This is a genomic window from Mycolicibacterium sp. SMGY-1XX (genome assembly GCF_059132455.1).
In genome coordinates, this window is sequence record NZ_CP101139.1 from 4,906,687 (window position 1) to 4,921,452 (window position 14,766).

The 14,766-nt window shown below is 66.7% G+C and carries 15 protein-coding genes and 1 tRNA gene; 7 read left to right on the forward strand and 9 right to left on the reverse strand.

All coding sequences use genetic code 11. The features are described from left to right. Positions 1-68: 68 nt before the first annotated feature. The 3 genes from NL241_RS23585 to NL241_RS23595 all read right to left on the reverse strand — a co-directional run bounded on the left by NL241_RS23585 (position 69) and on the right by NL241_RS23595 (position 2,382). On the reverse strand, positions 69-389 hold the full coding sequence (locus tag NL241_RS23585; RefSeq protein ID WP_487687179.1) for a hypothetical protein: 321 nt from the start codon (positions 387-389) through the stop codon (positions 69-71). Positions 390-576: 187 nt separating this feature from the next. Beyond that, a complete protein-coding gene (locus tag NL241_RS23590) occupies positions 577-1,638 on the reverse strand; it encodes an esterase-like activity of phytase family protein (protein WP_494395215.1) in 1,062 nt (353 codons plus the stop codon). Between the two features lie 30 nt (positions 1,639-1,668). Beyond that, positions 1,669-2,382, reverse strand: a complete 714-nt coding sequence (locus NL241_RS23595) for a VIT1/CCC1 transporter family protein (RefSeq protein ID WP_487687176.1) — start codon at positions 2,380-2,382, stop codon at positions 1,669-1,671. Between the two features lie 102 nt (positions 2,383-2,484). On the opposite strand from NL241_RS23595, the gene NL241_RS23600 reads away from it, so the two are divergent. From NL241_RS23600 to NL241_RS23615, 4 genes are read left to right on the forward strand one after another with little or no spacing between them, the layout of a single operon-like run. Beyond that, positions 2,485-4,461, forward strand: a complete 1,977-nt coding sequence (locus NL241_RS23600) for an acyl-CoA dehydrogenase family protein (protein ID WP_494395216.1) — start codon at positions 2,485-2,487, stop codon at positions 4,459-4,461. 55 nt (positions 4,462-4,516) lie between these two features. Beyond that, positions 4,517-5,194, forward strand: coding sequence for a hypothetical protein (locus NL241_RS23605; RefSeq protein WP_487688099.1), 678 nt, complete (start codon positions 4,517-4,519; stop codon positions 5,192-5,194). Then, positions 5,191-5,760, forward strand: a complete 570-nt coding sequence (locus tag NL241_RS23610) for a cytochrome c oxidase subunit 3 (RefSeq protein ID WP_494395217.1) — start codon at positions 5,191-5,193, stop codon at positions 5,758-5,760. Before NL241_RS23605 ends, NL241_RS23610 begins: the two co-directional genes overlap by 4 nt. Further along, positions 5,760-6,029, forward strand: coding sequence for a cytochrome C oxidase subunit IV family protein (locus NL241_RS23615; protein WP_487687168.1), 270 nt, complete (start codon positions 5,760-5,762; stop codon positions 6,027-6,029). The genes NL241_RS23610 and NL241_RS23615 overlap by 1 nt, the downstream gene beginning before the upstream one ends. 126 nt (positions 6,030-6,155) lie before the next feature. Here the strand turns inward: NL241_RS23615 and NL241_RS23620 are convergent, their stop codons facing one another. Next, the gene (locus NL241_RS23620) at positions 6,156-6,374 is read right to left on the reverse strand and encodes an LppP/LprE family lipoprotein (protein ID WP_494395218.1); all 219 of its coding nucleotides are present in this window, start codon (positions 6,372-6,374) and stop codon (positions 6,156-6,158) included. Positions 6,375-6,692: 318 nt separating this feature from the next. Between NL241_RS23620 and NL241_RS23625 the strand changes: the two genes are divergently transcribed. Beyond that, positions 6,693-6,765: transfer RNA gene (locus NL241_RS23625), tRNA-Asn, on the forward strand. 10 nt (positions 6,766-6,775) lie between these two features. Here NL241_RS23625 and NL241_RS23630 read toward each other — a convergent pair. Beyond that, positions 6,776-7,099, reverse strand: a complete 324-nt coding sequence (locus NL241_RS23630) for a hypothetical protein (protein ID WP_494395219.1) — start codon at positions 7,097-7,099, stop codon at positions 6,776-6,778. 219 nt (positions 7,100-7,318) lie between these two features. Here NL241_RS23630 and NL241_RS23635 point away from each other — a divergent pair, with 219 nt between their 5' ends. Further along, positions 7,319-7,558: a hypothetical protein gene (locus NL241_RS23635; RefSeq protein WP_487688096.1), complete on the forward strand. Its 240-nt coding sequence runs from the start codon at positions 7,319-7,321 to the stop codon at positions 7,556-7,558. On the opposite strand, the gene NL241_RS23640 is transcribed toward NL241_RS23635, so the two are convergent. The 3 genes from NL241_RS23640 to NL241_RS23650 form a co-directional block, all read right to left on the reverse strand. Further along, positions 7,559-7,888: a DUF7155 family protein gene (locus tag NL241_RS23640; RefSeq protein ID WP_487687160.1), complete on the reverse strand. Its 330-nt coding sequence runs from the start codon at positions 7,886-7,888 to the stop codon at positions 7,559-7,561. It lies immediately after the preceding gene. A 66-nt stretch (positions 7,889-7,954) separates the two neighbouring features. Further along, complete coding sequence (gene dnaG, locus NL241_RS23645) at positions 7,955-9,847, reverse strand: DNA primase (RefSeq protein WP_487687157.1); 1,893 nt, start codon at positions 9,845-9,847, stop codon at positions 7,955-7,957. 4 nt (positions 9,848-9,851) lie between these two features. After that, a complete protein-coding gene (locus NL241_RS23650; protein WP_487687155.1) occupies positions 9,852-11,126 on the reverse strand; it encodes a deoxyguanosinetriphosphate triphosphohydrolase in 1,275 nt (424 codons plus the stop codon). Positions 11,127-11,196: 70 nt separating this feature from the next. Between NL241_RS23650 and NL241_RS23655 the strand changes: the two genes are divergently transcribed. Then, positions 11,197-13,224 (forward strand): TPM domain-containing protein, encoded by a 2,028-nt coding sequence (locus NL241_RS23655; protein ID WP_494395220.1) that lies wholly within the window; start codon positions 11,197-11,199, stop codon positions 13,222-13,224. A gap of 32 nt (positions 13,225-13,256) precedes the next feature. On the opposite strand, the gene NL241_RS23660 is transcribed toward NL241_RS23655, so the two are convergent. Continuing rightward, entirely contained in the window at positions 13,257-14,639 is a 1,383-nt protein-coding gene (locus NL241_RS23660; protein WP_487687150.1) for a glycine--tRNA ligase, read from the reverse strand. Positions 14,640-14,766: the final 127 nt, after the last annotated feature.

The window sequence follows — 14,766 nt, forward strand, 5'->3', positions numbered from 1 at the left end:
GCCAATCTGAGTTCAGCCTCGAATGCCGAGAGCCGCACCCGAACGGGGTGCGGCTCTTGGCATTGGACCTAGCGCACGGTGACGTACACCGACTGCACCTTCTCCGACCCGAAGTTGTGGTCGTGGTCGGTGTAGTTGTCACGCAGCCGCAGGCCCGATGTCGGGTGGACGAAGCTGGGCCCCTCACCGACGGAGACGACGTTGGCCTCGTTGAGCGGGGCGTTGCCCAAGCGGTTGACGATCACCTTGTACCCCTGCGCCTCCAGCGAGGAGATGGTGTCTTGGGCATTGCCCGCACCGGTGGGGGCGGCGACCGCGGGAGCGGCCAGGCCCAGGAACCCGGCGGTCAGAGCGGTGGCGGCGATGGTCGCGAATCCGAACTTCTTCATGGTCTTCTCTCTCTGTGAAAGATGTGCGAATCGTGGCTCGCAGAGAGGTCTGTGGGTCGCGGTTCGTGGTGCTCTGACAGGTAGAACCCGCAGCTCAGCGCTTTGATTTCCGTTGGCAGCAATTGTGCGGCCGGTGGCAGCAACTACCCGCCGGCCCCGCCTTGCGGCGACACATCGAGAAGACAGATCAGAGCGCGAACAACAGGAACTGCGTCACCTGGGTGTCGCTGAAGTTGTCATCGCTGACCAACACCAGCGACCGGCGCCCGCTCGGAAGTAGCGGCCCGAGCGTGAGTCCCTCCACGTTGTCGGGATCGAGGCCGTCGATGGTGGCCAGGTCCGCCAGCAACGTCTTGGTCATGGGCCGCACCGGCGCACCCAGCAGGCTGGGCCGATGCAGTACATCCTCGGCCTCACCGATGGCCGCGTGATAAATCCGCACCTCACTGTGGGTACCGAAGCCCCGTTCGAGCACCAGGAAGGTGCCGTCGTCGAGCGCCAGCAGATCCGACAGTCCGTTGTCGCCACCCGGGCCCGCACTCACCGCGTCGAGCGGGTACGCGAATTGCCCTGTTGCCGCGCCTGTTTGAGCGTCGAAGCGGGTGACCCGGGTCAACGCGCCTGCGCTCTCGTCAGGCAGGGCGCCGTCGGCGAAGACGGGACCCTCCATCGCCGCGAAGACCGAGCCCCCGTCCGGTGTCAGCGTCAGCCCTTCGAGGGCGCGGTTCTCGCGGGGCCCCTGTTCATCAGGTGACACCCGCATCCCCGGCAGCAGCTCGAACTCGCCCAGCGGGTTGCCGCCGAACCCCGAGATCCGCACTCGCGGACTCAGCAGCAGCCCACCATCGACATCGCGGGCCCCCTCACTCGACCAATACAGCCGGTGGCGGGCCGGGTCCACGGCGATGCCCTCCGGGTCCGGGGGCGCGTCAGCAGCCAGCCCCTGAAAGGGCGTGGTCCCCACGATCTGCGGGTGGGCGATACCACTGTCGGACAGGGCAATTCGCGCGGTGTAGAACCGGGCCGGATTGTGCTCGGACTTGTCGTCGCTGACGATGTAGTACAGCTGATCGTCGGGGTTGTAGCTGATTCCGGACAACCCGCCCACCAGTGTGCCGTCGTACACGGTCGCTGCCGGCAGCTCCACCTTGCCCAGATAGGTCAGCGCCGGACCTTCGGCACGAGCGACGGCTATGGGTGACGCGACCAGTAGGGCGGCAGCGGCGAGCGGCAGGATTCGGTTGTGCACTCCGGTGAAGCTAGGCCAGCCCGGTGAACATCAGGCAACAGCGACGCCAATGAGGTGCCCGACCACATAGGTGGCCGCGATGGCAAGGCCGCCGAAGCACAACTGCCGCAGGCTCGACCAGTACCACGGCCGGCGCGTGAACCGGGCTGCCAGCCCGCCGACCACCAACAGGCCGACGCCGCCACACGCCAATCCCCACCACAGCGACTGGAAGCCGAGCAGAAACGGGATGAGCGGGATGAGCGCGCCGAGGGCGAACATGACGAACGACGAGCCGGCCGCCACCCAGGGCGACGGCTTCTCGGACGGATCGACACCGAGTTCTTGCACCAGGTGGAAGTTCACCGCCCGCGTCTCGTCGCGGTGCAGTTCCTCGGTGGCCTGCGTGGCGGTGGGTTCGGTCATGCCCATCTGCATCAGCATGTGCACCAGTTCGGCTTTCTCGCCGCGCGGGTTGGCCCGGAACGCACGCTTTTCGACCTTGACCTCGGAATCGATCTGCTCGTTGGCCGTCGTCACCGAGGTGTACTCCCCCAGCGCCATCGAGAAGGATCCCGCCAACAACCCCGCCACACCCGACAACACCACCGCGTCGGCGCTGGCGCCGGCAGCCACCCCGGCGATCAGCGCTGTGTTGGACACCAGGCCGTCCATCGCCCCGAAGGTGGCGGCCCGCAACCAGCCGCCGCTGACATCGGAATGCCGGTGGTCGTACTCGTGAGGCAGGCGGATCCGTTCGGACATGCCGTCATCTAACGCCATCTGCTCGTGGCTGGATCCATTCAGGCTGCCCTGGGTTTACCACATCACAGTTTGCGCAGGCCGACGGCGGGTTACCGTTCAGTAATGACGACGATTGCCGAGCATCTCCGGAACGCCCTCGACGGCCGCTGGCGCGACGTGAAGAACGACATGCGCACCGAACTGTCGGGTGAAGTCTTCAAACCGCACTACACCCCGAACACGGTGATCGCGCGGACCAAGGTGGCCGAGCAGATGCGGATCATGGCGGCCCACGGCGCAGCCGAGGACGGCTTCAAGAAGGAGCACGGCGGCAACGGTGACGTCGGCGCCGCCGTCACCCGCATCGAGATGCTCGCGATGAGTGACTTGTCGCTGATGGTCAAAGCCGGGGTGCAGTGGGGACTGTTCGGCGGGGCCATCGAGAATCTGGGCACCGAACGCCACCACGAGGCGTATGTCAAGAAGCTCATCGATCTCGAGTTGCTCGGGTGCTTCGCCATGACCGAGACCGGCCACGGCAGCGACGTGCAGTCCATCGAGACCACTGCCAGCTACGACCCGGGGACCGAGGAGTTCATCATCAACTCCCCCACCCCGTCTTCGCGCAAGGACTACATCGGCGGCGCCGCCGAGACCGCGCGGGTGGCAGCCGTTTTCGCACAGCTGATCACCGGCGGCACCAACCATGGCGTGCACTGTTTCGTGGTGCCGCTGCGCGACGACGACGGCAACGACCTGCCGGGCATCACCACCTCGGACTGCCACTACAAGGGCGGGCTGCCCGGCGTCGACAACGGCCGCATCATGTTCGACCATGTGCGGATTCCCCGGGAGAACCTGCTGAACAAGTACGCCGACGTCGCCGCGGACGGCACGTACACGTCCTCGATCAAGAACCCGAACCGACGGTTCTTCACGATGCTGGGCACGTTGATCCGTGGCCGGGTGACAGTGGGCGGCAGTGCCGGCGCCGCCGCCCGCGTGGCTCTGGACATCGCTACCCGATATGCCCTGCAGCGCAAGCAATTCCAGGCACCCGACGGAGACGAAGTGCTGATCATGGACTACCTGGTGCACCAGCGCCGGTTGTTCCCGTTGATCGCGAAGTCCTACGCGCTGCAATTCGCCCAGAACGAGCTCGTGGCCAAGTGCCACGAACTGCAGACCGCCGACAATCCCGACGCCGAGGAACAGCGCGAACTGGAGTCGCGCGCGGCCGGTCTCAAAGCCGCCAACACCTGGCACGCCACCAAGGCGATCCAAGAAGCCCGCGAAGCCTGCGGCGGCGCAGGGTATCTCGCCGACAACCGCCTGATCGCACTCAAAGCCGACACCGACGTGTTCACCACATTCGAGGGTGACAACCACGTGCTGACCCAGCTGGTGGCCAAGGAGCTGCTGACCGCCTACGCCGACGACATCAAGGGCATGAGCCCGGTGGAATGGGTGCGCTTTGCGGCCAACTTCGCCGGTGAGCGGGTCCTCAAACGCACCGCCGCCGAGACGATCATGCAGACCATCCTCGATACCCGGCAGGACAACGAGGAAGAAGGCAGCCTCTTCAACCGCGGTACCCAGGTCAAGATGTTCGAGGACCGCGAGGAGTACATGATCGCTTCGGTGGCGCGCCGGCTGCAGGGCAAGTCCAAGGAGATGTCGGCTTTCGATGCGTTCAACTCGGTGCAGGACCATGTGCTGCATGCCGCCACCGCTCACATCGACCGGATCATCCTGGAGGCCTTCGTCGCCGGTATCGAGGCGTGCGAGGACGAAAAGGCCCGCGAGGTCCTCGGCCTGGTGTGTGATCTGTACGCCCTGAGCGTCATCGAAGACGACAAGGCGTGGTTCGTCGAGCACCGCTTCCTGTCCATCGAGCGCGCCAAAGCCGTCACCCGCGGCATCAACGACCGCTGCCGCAAGCTGCGTCCGTTTGCCGAGCTGCTGGTGGACGGTTTCGGCATCCCCGCACAGTTGCGCTACGCCGAGATGTTGGGCTCTGACGTGCACCCGTCGGAACCCGGTGTCATCCCCGGCCTGAGTTTTGACAAAATTGCCATAAGCCACGACCCGGCGCAGTAGCGTCGGCGCCGTGGAGCTGAGGTTGCAGCGCGTCGGCGCGTGGTGCGGGACCGTCATGCTGGTGCTCTACGGAACCTGTTTCTCCGGGCTGGCCGGGATGTTCCCACCGCTGTCGCCCACCGCCTCGGCCGACGAGATCGCCGGCTTCTACGTCGACAACAAGATCCTGGTGCGGCTCGGGGTCGCCGGCTGCATTCTGACCGCGGTGATCGCGCTGCCCTTCCTCGCGACGATCGTGCTGCGCATCCGCCGCGCCGAAGGCCAGTGGGGCATGCTGTCTCTGACCCAGTTGTTCGCGGCCACCATTTTCGTTCCGGCGCTGCTGTTTCCGTTCCTCATCATGGCCGCCGCCGCGTTCCGGCCCGAGACCCGCCCCGCCGAGATCACCCTCGCGCTCAACGACGTGTTCTGGTTGATGTTCATCGGCATCGTCGGCACCATCGTGGTGCAGAACCTCACGTTGGCCGCGGCCTCGTTCTGCGACACCGGGGACCCACCGACGTTCCCGCGCTGGTACGGCTACTTCAATCTGTGGGTGGCGATGCTGTCACTTCCCGGGTGCGTGGTGGTGGTGTTCAACGACGGACCCCTGGCCTGGCACGGCGTATTCGCCTTCTACCTCCCCGGTCTGGCGTTGACGCTGTGGATGTTCACCACCACTTATGTGCTGCTACACGGAATCACCGCCCAGCAGCGCTCCGAACAGGAATCGGCACTGGCCGCCGTCTCGTGACCGTCGCTGCGCCGCGCCGCATACCGGGCGAGCAGGGCACGTGGGTCTTCCTGTTCGGGGACATGCTGGTGTTCGCGGTGTTCTTCGGCACCTTTCTGGTCGAAAGAGCCTCGGCCCCTGAACTTTTCGACCAAGGGCGGCGGACCCTGCAGCTGGGCGTGGGGCTGATCAACACGTTGGTGCTGCTGACCAGTTCGCTGTGCGTGGTGGTGTACCTCGGCGCATTACGGTCCGGCTCAGGCGGTCTTGCGACCCGAGCGGTGAGCGCCGCGATCGGTTCCGGTGTGCTGTTCGTGGCGCTGAAGGTGTACGAATACGTGTCGCTGGGCGCGGCGGGCCACGGCCCGGGTGCCAGCGATTTCTACCTGTACTACTTCATCTTGACCGGGCTGCACCTGTTGCACGTCTGCGTCGGCATCGGGGTCTTGGTGGCGCTGTTGGGCCAGGCGCGCGTGTCGGAGGTGAGCAGCACCCGGATGGCGCTGATCGAAGGCGGGGCCTGCTTCTGGCATCTGGTGGACCTCTTGTGGATCGTGCTGTTCCCGCTGCTGTACCTGGTGAGCTGATGAAGGTCCTCGGATTGGTGGCCAACCGCGCGGGGCTGAGCTGGCTGCTGCTGATCGCAGCGACGCTGGCGTCCTGGCTGGTGGGCGCCGACCACGGCACCGGGTCGAGGATCGCGGTGGTGGTACTGGCCATCGCGGCCGCAAAGATCCGGCTGGTGGGCCTGGACTTCATGGAACTGCGCCGTGCACCAGTGCCCCTGCGCATGGCGTTCGAGCTGTACTGCGTGGCGCTGTGGGCCGTGCTGTCGGGACTGTATCTGTGGACCTAGGCGGGTTAGGTCCCGGACCAAGCGGGGTATCTCGTGTGCATGACAACTCCAGACGAAAATGTAACGGCTGACGAAAAGGATGAAATCGTGTCCGCCCCCGCCACCCCCGGCGCCGACGGACTGCCGCTACCCGACGACGCAACGCCGGATCCCACCGACGATTAGGGGTTCGGGCTCGGGTCCGCTGCCGGCCAGCCACTGGTATTGCACCGTCACGGTGTGCGATCCCGACGGCACGGCGGTGACATAGGGCTTGGGGTCCGGCGTCGGCGTGCCCAGCGGCGTGTTGTGGTCGAGGAACAACACCTTCCCGGGCGTCGCCGCGGTGGCGCCCTTCTGGGCCACCTGAACACTGCAGACGACAGTCAGCGGCGTGACCGCGGCCCGATTCCACCCACTGCGCCGCCGGTAGGCCGGCGACCGCTCGCTGGACCGCCTCCGGGCCGGGGCCGGCGGCGGCGCCGCATGCTGCCGCTGTGGCGGCACGTGGCGCCTCGGGCGGACTGAACCCGCACCCCGCCAGAGGCCACGGATCGCCGATGGCTGCGAGCCTGTGCAGCCGCGTCGCACCGGCGTGAACCGCGCGAACGTCCAGGGGAAAACCACCGCGACCTGGCGATTATCGGTCGACAGGCTTCGTACGCTAGAGTCTGTCTTCGCCAATCCCCTGTAGCTCAATTGGCAGAGCTCCCGACTGTTAATCGGGCGGTTGATGGTTCGAGTCCATCCGGGGGAGCTTTTCTTGCCTAGCCGAACAAGCCCCCGCACCCTCCGGGCGACGCCAGCGGCGGCGTCATCGACCCGTTCGGAACGATGCAGCGCATCGGCTGCCAGAACATGCCGATGGCGTACGCGTTGAGGCGGGTGCCGTCCGGGAAACTCTTACCTTCGCAGTAGCCGCCATACCCCGACGCCGAGATGGCCCCCGGCGGATTGCCCGGGCACCACAGCGGCGGCTGCGGCACCAGCGGGTCCGGTTCGGCTGCCGCCGGCGCTCCCGACAGCCCCCACAGCATCACCGCCGCCACAGCGGCGCCACCGAACTTGGCGCTCTGAACGATGTTCCCCACATGCGCCCGAGCATAGGGCGCGGTGCCACCGCCCGGTGGCAGAACCAGCAAATTCTCCTACGTCTCGCTCACCGACGTGAAGTGCGGCCATCGAGCAATGCGTCAGATGAGCAACCAGTGACGGATGCGACCGGCAGTCCCGGCCTACCGCTGCCGGATGCCCCGCCCGCCGATGAGGCAGGATGGTCAACAACATTCGAGAACTCGGGAGGCAGCGCAGTGATCCGCATGATCGCCGTACTGGGAGTCGGCTATGTGCTGGGCGCCAAGGCCGGCCGTCGCCGCTACGAACAGATCGCCGGAACCTACCGGGCGGTGACCGGGCACCCAGCGGCCAAGGCGGCATTGGACGCCGGACGGCGCAAGATCGCCGAGCAGGTCTCCCCTGACCCGGCGTTGGTGAAACTCACCGAGATCGATGACAAGACCTCGGTGATCGAACCCGAACGGAAGCTCTGATCAGCCCAGCGGGATGTTGACCGAGGTGCCCGGCAACAGCGGCGAGGTGTAGAAGCCACCGTTACCGATGCCGACACCCGGGGTTCCCACACCGATACCGCCCATGGCCGGTCCGGGGCTGGTGGGGCTCAAGCCTGCGCCGTTGAGGGTGGGCGACTGGCTGCCGAGCGAATTGCCGATGCACTGGCCGTCACCCTTGGAGCCGAGCCACGCCAGGCATTTGGCCTCGGTGCTCGTGGGCTCCGGGGTGCTCAACGCCGCGTAGAGGGGTGCTGCGACCGCGGCCGCAGCAAATGCGCCGACAACCACCATGCGTCGCGTGGATCCCATCAATGTGCCTTTCGCTCGACGATCAGCTTCCCCGGCCTCCTGCGAAGCCTAACCCGAGAAGACCACTCACGCAGTCAGGTCTTCCCCACTTGCCTGCTGCAAGAGGCTGCGCCGGTAGGCCTCCATGGCCACCAAGTCGCCGAACAGGGCGTGGTATTCATCGCCCTGGTCCACCGGCGACATGCGTTGCAGTTTGGACTTCACCTCGGCGATCTGCCTGCCGATCCACACTTCCTGCAGGCGGGCGAGAACACTGGAGATGTAGCGCGGCAGTTTCTCCTCGTCGGTGACCTGCACCGCTTCCACACTCAGCTCGTTGATCAACGCGGCGACCGCCGGCGAGGCGGACTGCTGGCGCACCTGGTCGATCCACTGCGCGCCACCGGCACTGGTCGCGGTCCCGCCCGCAGCCTCGATGGAGGTGCGCACCGCCGCGTAGCCGGGATGGGTGAAGCTCTCGACAGTCAGCGAGTCGAACACCGGCCCGGCCAGCGCCGGATACTGCAACGCCGATTTGAGGGCTTCGCGCTGCGGCCACAACGTCGGGTCGCGAGGGTCCGGCCGGCTGGCCACCGGAGCTTTGCGCACCGGCGCGGCCCGCCTGGTATCGGCCCGGGCCCGCGGATCCTTTGCCTGCTCGCGCACCCGCCGGATCACCTGGGGCACGTCGTCCCAGCCCACCCAGCCGGCCAGCTGCCTGGCGTACTCGTCGCGCAACGTCGGGTCCTTGATCTTGGCCACCATCGGAACACAACGGCGCAACGCCGCCACCCGGCCCTCGGCGGTGTCGAGATCGGATTCGGCCAGCGCGGTGCGAATGGCGAACTCGAACAACGGAGTTCGTCGCGCCACCAGGTCCCGCAACGCGGTGTCGCCCTGCTTGAGCCGCAGATCGCACGGATCCATCCCGTCGGCGGCGACAGCCACGAAGGACTGCCCGGCCAGATTCTGCTCGCCCTCAAAGGCTTTCAGCGCCGCGGCCCGACCCGCGGCATCGCCGTCGAAAACGTAGATGAGTTCGCCGCGAAAGAACTTGTCGTCCATCATGAGTCGACGCAGCATGGAAAGGTGCTCGTCGCCGAACGCGGTGCCGCACGAAGCCACCGCAGTCGTCACGCCGGCCAGGTGCATGGCCATGACATCGGTGTAACCCTCCACCACGACGGCCTGATGGCCACGGGCGATATCGCGTTTGGCCTGGTCGATGCCGAACAGCACGTTCGACTTCTTGTACAGGGTGGTCTCGGGGGTGTTGACGTACTTGGCCTGGTTCTGGTCGTCGTCGAACAACCGGCGCGCACCGAAGCCGATGACCTCGCCTGAGGAGCCGCGGATCGGCCACAACAGCCGGCGGTGGAACCGGTCCATGGGGCCGCGCTTTCCCTCGCGCGACAAGCCCGCGGCCTCGAGCTCCTTGTACTCGAACCCTTTGCGCAACAGGTGCTTTGTCAGGGTGTCCCAGCCGGACGGCGCGTACCCGCAGCCGAAGAGCCGCGCGGCGGCGGCATCAAAATTGCGTTCGGTCAGATACTGCCGGGCCGTCGCGGCCTCGGGGGTCTCCAACTGCTCGGCGTAGAACTCGGCGGCCGCGGCGTTGGCGGCGATCAACCGGCTGCGGCTGCCCCTGTCGCGCTGGACGTTGGTGGTCGAGGCCCCGGTGTAGGTGACGGTGTAGTTGATGCGGTCGGCCAGCAGCTCGACGGCCTCGACGAAGCTGATGTGCTCGATCTTCTGCAGGAAGGCGTAGACGTCGCCGCCCTCGCCACAGCCGAAGCAGTGAAAATGGCCGTGGTTGGGGCGCACGTGGAACGACGGCGATTTCTCGTCGTGGAACGGGCACAGCCCTTTCAGCGAGTCCGCTCCGGCGCGGCGCAGCTGCACGTAATCACCGACGAGGTCCTCGATGCGGGTTTGTTCACGAATGGCCGCGATATCGCGATCAGAAATCCGCCCGGCCATCGGTTCAGTCTAGAGGTCGAGGCGAACGCGCTTCATGCACGCGTTCCAGCCGGGACTCGGTATAGGAGGCGATCTGGTCGATCACCACCCGCAGCCGGGCTCCGTCGTCCTCGGCGGCAACGAACTCGGGAGCGAACTGGGGGTCCAGGCTGCCCGGCGCCTGCGCCCACAGCAGCAGCGCCACCTCGTGAATCCGGGTGCGCTGGTCGGCCTGGATGCCCAGGTGCACGTGGTCGGACATGATGAACTGCAGCGCGAGGATCTTCAGCACCGCCACTTCGGCCCGCACCGGGGCCGGCACCGCCAGGTCGGCGTTGAAACGGAGCACCGGGCCCCCACCGGCAACAGCGCGGGTCTCGGTGATCGCCGCGTTGGCGAACCGGCCGACGAGTTCGCTGGTCAGGCGTTTGAGCGCCACCGACGCCGCCAGGGTGCCGTCGTACTTTCCGACCGCGGCCACCACCGGGAGTTGGGACAGGCGCTGCGCGGCCTCAAACAGATCGTCGTGCACGACTCCTGGAAACGCCTGCGCACCGAGGCGGGCCAGGGAGGCGGCGGCATCGGGGTCGGCGAGCACCCGCAGATCGATGCGTCCGGAGATCACACCGTCTTCGACATCGTGCACGGAATAGGCGACGTCATCGGCCCAGTCCATCACCTGGGCTTCCAGGCACGGACGGTCCACCGGCGCTCCGGTGCGGACCCAATCGGCGCCGGCGCCGTCGTCGTCATAGAAACCGAACTTCTTGCGCTCGGCCGAGCGCCGCCACGGGTACTTGGTCACCGCGTCCAGCGCCGCCCTGGTCAGATTCAATCCAGCCGAACGACCCTGGCCGTCAAGGACTTTGGGTTCCAGACGGGTCAAGATCCGGAAGTTCTGCGCGTTGCCCTCGAAACCCCCGAAGATCTTGGCGATGTCGTCGAGGGCCCGCTCACCGTTGTGCCCGTACGGCGGATGGCCGATGTCGTGCGCCAAGCCGGCGAGGTCCACCAGGTCCGGATCGCAGCCCAGCCCGATCGCCATACCGCGGCCGATCTGGGCGACCTCCAGCGAGTGCGTCAGCCGGGTACGCGGGGTTTCACTCTCCCGCGGACCCACCACCTGGGTCTTGTCGGCGAGCCGACGGAACGCGACACAGTGCAGCACCCGGGCGCGGTCGCGCGCGAAGTCACTGCGGTGCTCGGTGTTGGTTCCCGGCACCGCTGCGCTCTTCGGTGCTTCTGGCACCTGACGTTCACGGTCGAACGCGCTGTAATGGTCTTTCACTGTCGTACTCACCGGGGCACAGTCTGCCAGGAGGGCGCCGAGGCCACGGACAGCCACTCACAGCGGCACTAGATTGACGGGCATGCGCATCCCCCGCCTGCTCAGCCTGCTCCTGGTGGCCTTGACCGCCGGACTGCTCGCCGCCCCCGTGGTTGCCGCCGAACCGCCGTTCCGGCTGCCCACCCAGGTGACCGACAACGCCGGGGCGCTGTCGGGTTCGGACCGCGATGAGGTGCAGTCGGCACTCGACCGGCTCTACGACGAGAAAAGAGTGCAGCTGTTCGTCGTGTTCGTCGAGTCGTTCGACGGTCAGAACGGCGTCGACTGGGCACAGAACACCATGCGGCTCAGCGGCTTCGGTGACGACGACGCACTGCTGGCGGTGGCGATCGAAGACCGGGAATTCGCGTTCCAGGTGCCGTCGACCGCGCCGGCCGGCGTGGCCGGGCGCTCCGACGACGTGCGCCGCAACGTCATCGAACCCGCGCTGCGTGACGACGACTGGGCGCAAGCCGCGATCGGCGCGGCCGACGGGCTCAACGCCGACCCGCCCGCGTCGAACTCCGGGGTGTCCTGGGTGGGTTTCGTGACGGTGTTCGGTGTGATCGTGCTGCTGGCGCTGGCCCTCTGGGTGTGGGGACGACGCCGCAGGTCCAAGCGCCGAGCGGCCGAGTTCGAGGCGGCCCAGCGGGTGGATGCCACCGACCCCAACGCCCTGGCGTCGGTGCCCATCGAAGCGCTCGACGAGCTGTCCAAGGCGATCGTGGTCGACGTGGACAACGCCGTGCGGACCAGCGAAGGCGAGCTTGCCTTGGCCGTCGAGGAATTCGGCACGGCTGAGACCGAACCGTTCCGCAAAGCCCTCGAGAACGCGAAAACCACCTTGGCGCAGGCCTTCAACGTCCGCCAGACCCTCGATGACGCGATCCCCGAATCACCACTGCAGCGCCGCGATCTGCTGACCCGGGTGGTGGTGGCCGCGGCCCGGGCCGACCGTCAGCTGGAGACCCAGAGCGACGCCTTCGAACAACTGCGCAACCTCCTGATCAACGCACCGTCGCGCCTCGACGCCCTGACTCAGCAGATGGTGGCGCTGACCGCGCGGCTGGAACCGGCAAGCGTGACGCTGACGCGGTTGAACGGGCAGTTTTCGACGACGGCGTTGGCCGCGGTGGCGGGCAACATCGAGGGAGCCCGGCAGCGGTTGGGCTTCGCCGATCAGCACATCACCAGCGCTCGCGCCTTGGTCGCGCGACCGGCGGGCGATCAGATCGGGTTGATCGACGACATCCATGCCGCCGAGTCGGCACTCGGGCAGGCGCAAACGCTGCTCGATGCCATCGACAGTGCGGGCACCGACATCAATCGGGCGATCAACGGATTGCCCGCCGCGATCGCCGACATCCAGTCGGGTATCGACCAGGCCGCGGCGCAATTGCGCCAGGACGGCACGCCGCGCGCCGACGAGTTGGCCGCGGCGCGCGACGCCGCCGTCGCCGCGGTGGCCGAGGCCAACACCTCGGGCTCGAGCGATCCGTTGGGCACTTTCACCGCCTTGACCAAGGCAGATGCCGACCTCGATGCTCTGCTGGCCGCCGTGGCCGAACAGCGTCAGGAAGCCGAGAAGCAGGCCCGGATCCTGGAGCAGTCGCTGTTCACCGCGCGGTCGCGGGTCAAAGCGGTCTCGGATTTCATCGACACCCGCCGTGGCAGCATCGGCCCGGAGGCCCGCACCCGGCTCTCGGAAGCCAGTCGACAACTCGAGGCCGCCGAGGCCAAGCAGAAGAACGCGCCCGCGGAGGCCATCGCACACGCCAACGGCGCGGCAGCCCTTGCCGCACAAGCGCAATCGCTGGCCAACAACGACGTGCAGAGCGCCCAGGTGCACTACAGCGGTCAGTACGGCAACAACAGCGGCGATCTGGGTGCGGTGATCGGCGGAATCCTCATCGGCAGCGTGCTCAACGGCGGGTTCTCCGGCGGTTCCCGACGCGGGGGCAGCTGGGGTGGCGGGTTCAGCGGCGGCCGCAGCATCGGCCGGCCGTCGTCGTTCGGCGGCTCGTCACGATCGTCGAGTCGCAGCTACTCCGGTGGCGGCGGGCGGTTCTGATTTCTTAGCCGAGCGGGTGACTGGGCAGAAGGTCAGCAGCCTTTGAGTCGCACCGCCAGGTAGTCGCTCACCTTGTCGATCGCCACCCGCTCCTGGGTCATGGCATCACGTTCCCGGATGGTGACGGCCTGGTCCTCGAGCGAATCGAAGTCCAGCGTCACGCAGAACGGGGTGCCGATCTCGTCCTGGCGGCGGTAGCGGCGACCGATCGCCCCGGCGTCGTCGAACTCGATGTTCCAGGACTTGCGCAGCTCGGCCGCCAGATCGCGGGCCTTGGGTGACAGGTCGGCATGCCGCGACAGTGGCAGCACCGCGGCCTTGACCGGAGCCAGCCGCGGGTCGAGCTTCAGCACGGTGCGTTTGTCGACGCCGCCCTTGGCATTGGGCGCCTCGTCCTCGTGGTAGGAGTCCACCAGGAACGCCATCAGCGACCGGGTGAGACCTGCCGCGGGTTCGATGACATAGGGCACGTAGCGGGTGTCGTTGGCCTGGTCGTAGAACGACAGGTCGACGCCGGAATGCTTTGAGTGCGTGGACAAGTCGAAGTTGGTGCGGTTGGCGATGCCTTCGAGTTCACCCCACGGGTTGCCGGCGAAACCGAACTTGTATTCGATGTCGACGGTGCCGTCGGAGTAGTGCGAGAGCTTTTCCTTGGGATGGTCGTACAGGCGCAGATTGTCGCGGTTGATGCCCAGGTCGACGTACCACTGCAGGCGGGTGTCGATCCAGTACTTGTGCCATTCGGCCGCGGTGGACGGCTCGACGAAGAACTCCATCTCCATCTGCTCGAACTCGCGGGTGCGGAAGATGAAGTTGCCCGGGGTGATCTCGTTGCGGAAGCTCTTGCCGATCTGGCCGATACCGAACGGCGGCTTCTTGCGCGACGTGGTGACCACGTTGGCGAAGTTGACGAAGATGCCCTGGGCGGTCTCCGGGCGCAGATAGTGCAGGCCTTCCTCGGACTCGATGGGCCCGAGGTAGGTCTTGAGCATCATGTTGAAATCGCGCGGCTCGGTCCACCGGCCCTTGGTGCCGCAGTCGGGGCAGACGATCTCGCTCATGGGGACGTCGTCGGGCTCCCCACCCTTTTTGAGGGCGTAGGCCTCCTGAAGGTGGTCCTGCCGGTGCCGCTTGTGGCAATTCTGGCACTCCACCAGCGGATCGTTGAAGACGTCGACGTGACCGGAGGCCACCCAGACCTGGCGCGGCAGGATGATCGCGCTGTCCAGGCCCACGACGTCGTCGCGGCTGGTGACCACGGAGCGCCACCACTGCTTCTTGATGTTCTCCTTGAGCTCGACGCCCAGCGGACCGTAATCCCAGGCCGACTTCGTGCCGCCGTAGATCTCGCCGGACTGGTAGACCAGACCGCGACGCTTGGCCAGGTTGGCGATGGTGTCGATGACGGACGCCACGATGCTCGAGTACTCCTGTGTTGGTGGGACGCAACCCGACCAGAGTAGTTCAGGCGCTCACCGTGTCTGCGACCCGCTGAACACGGCCAACCTTTGACATGCACGATCACGCATGTAAGAGTGGTAG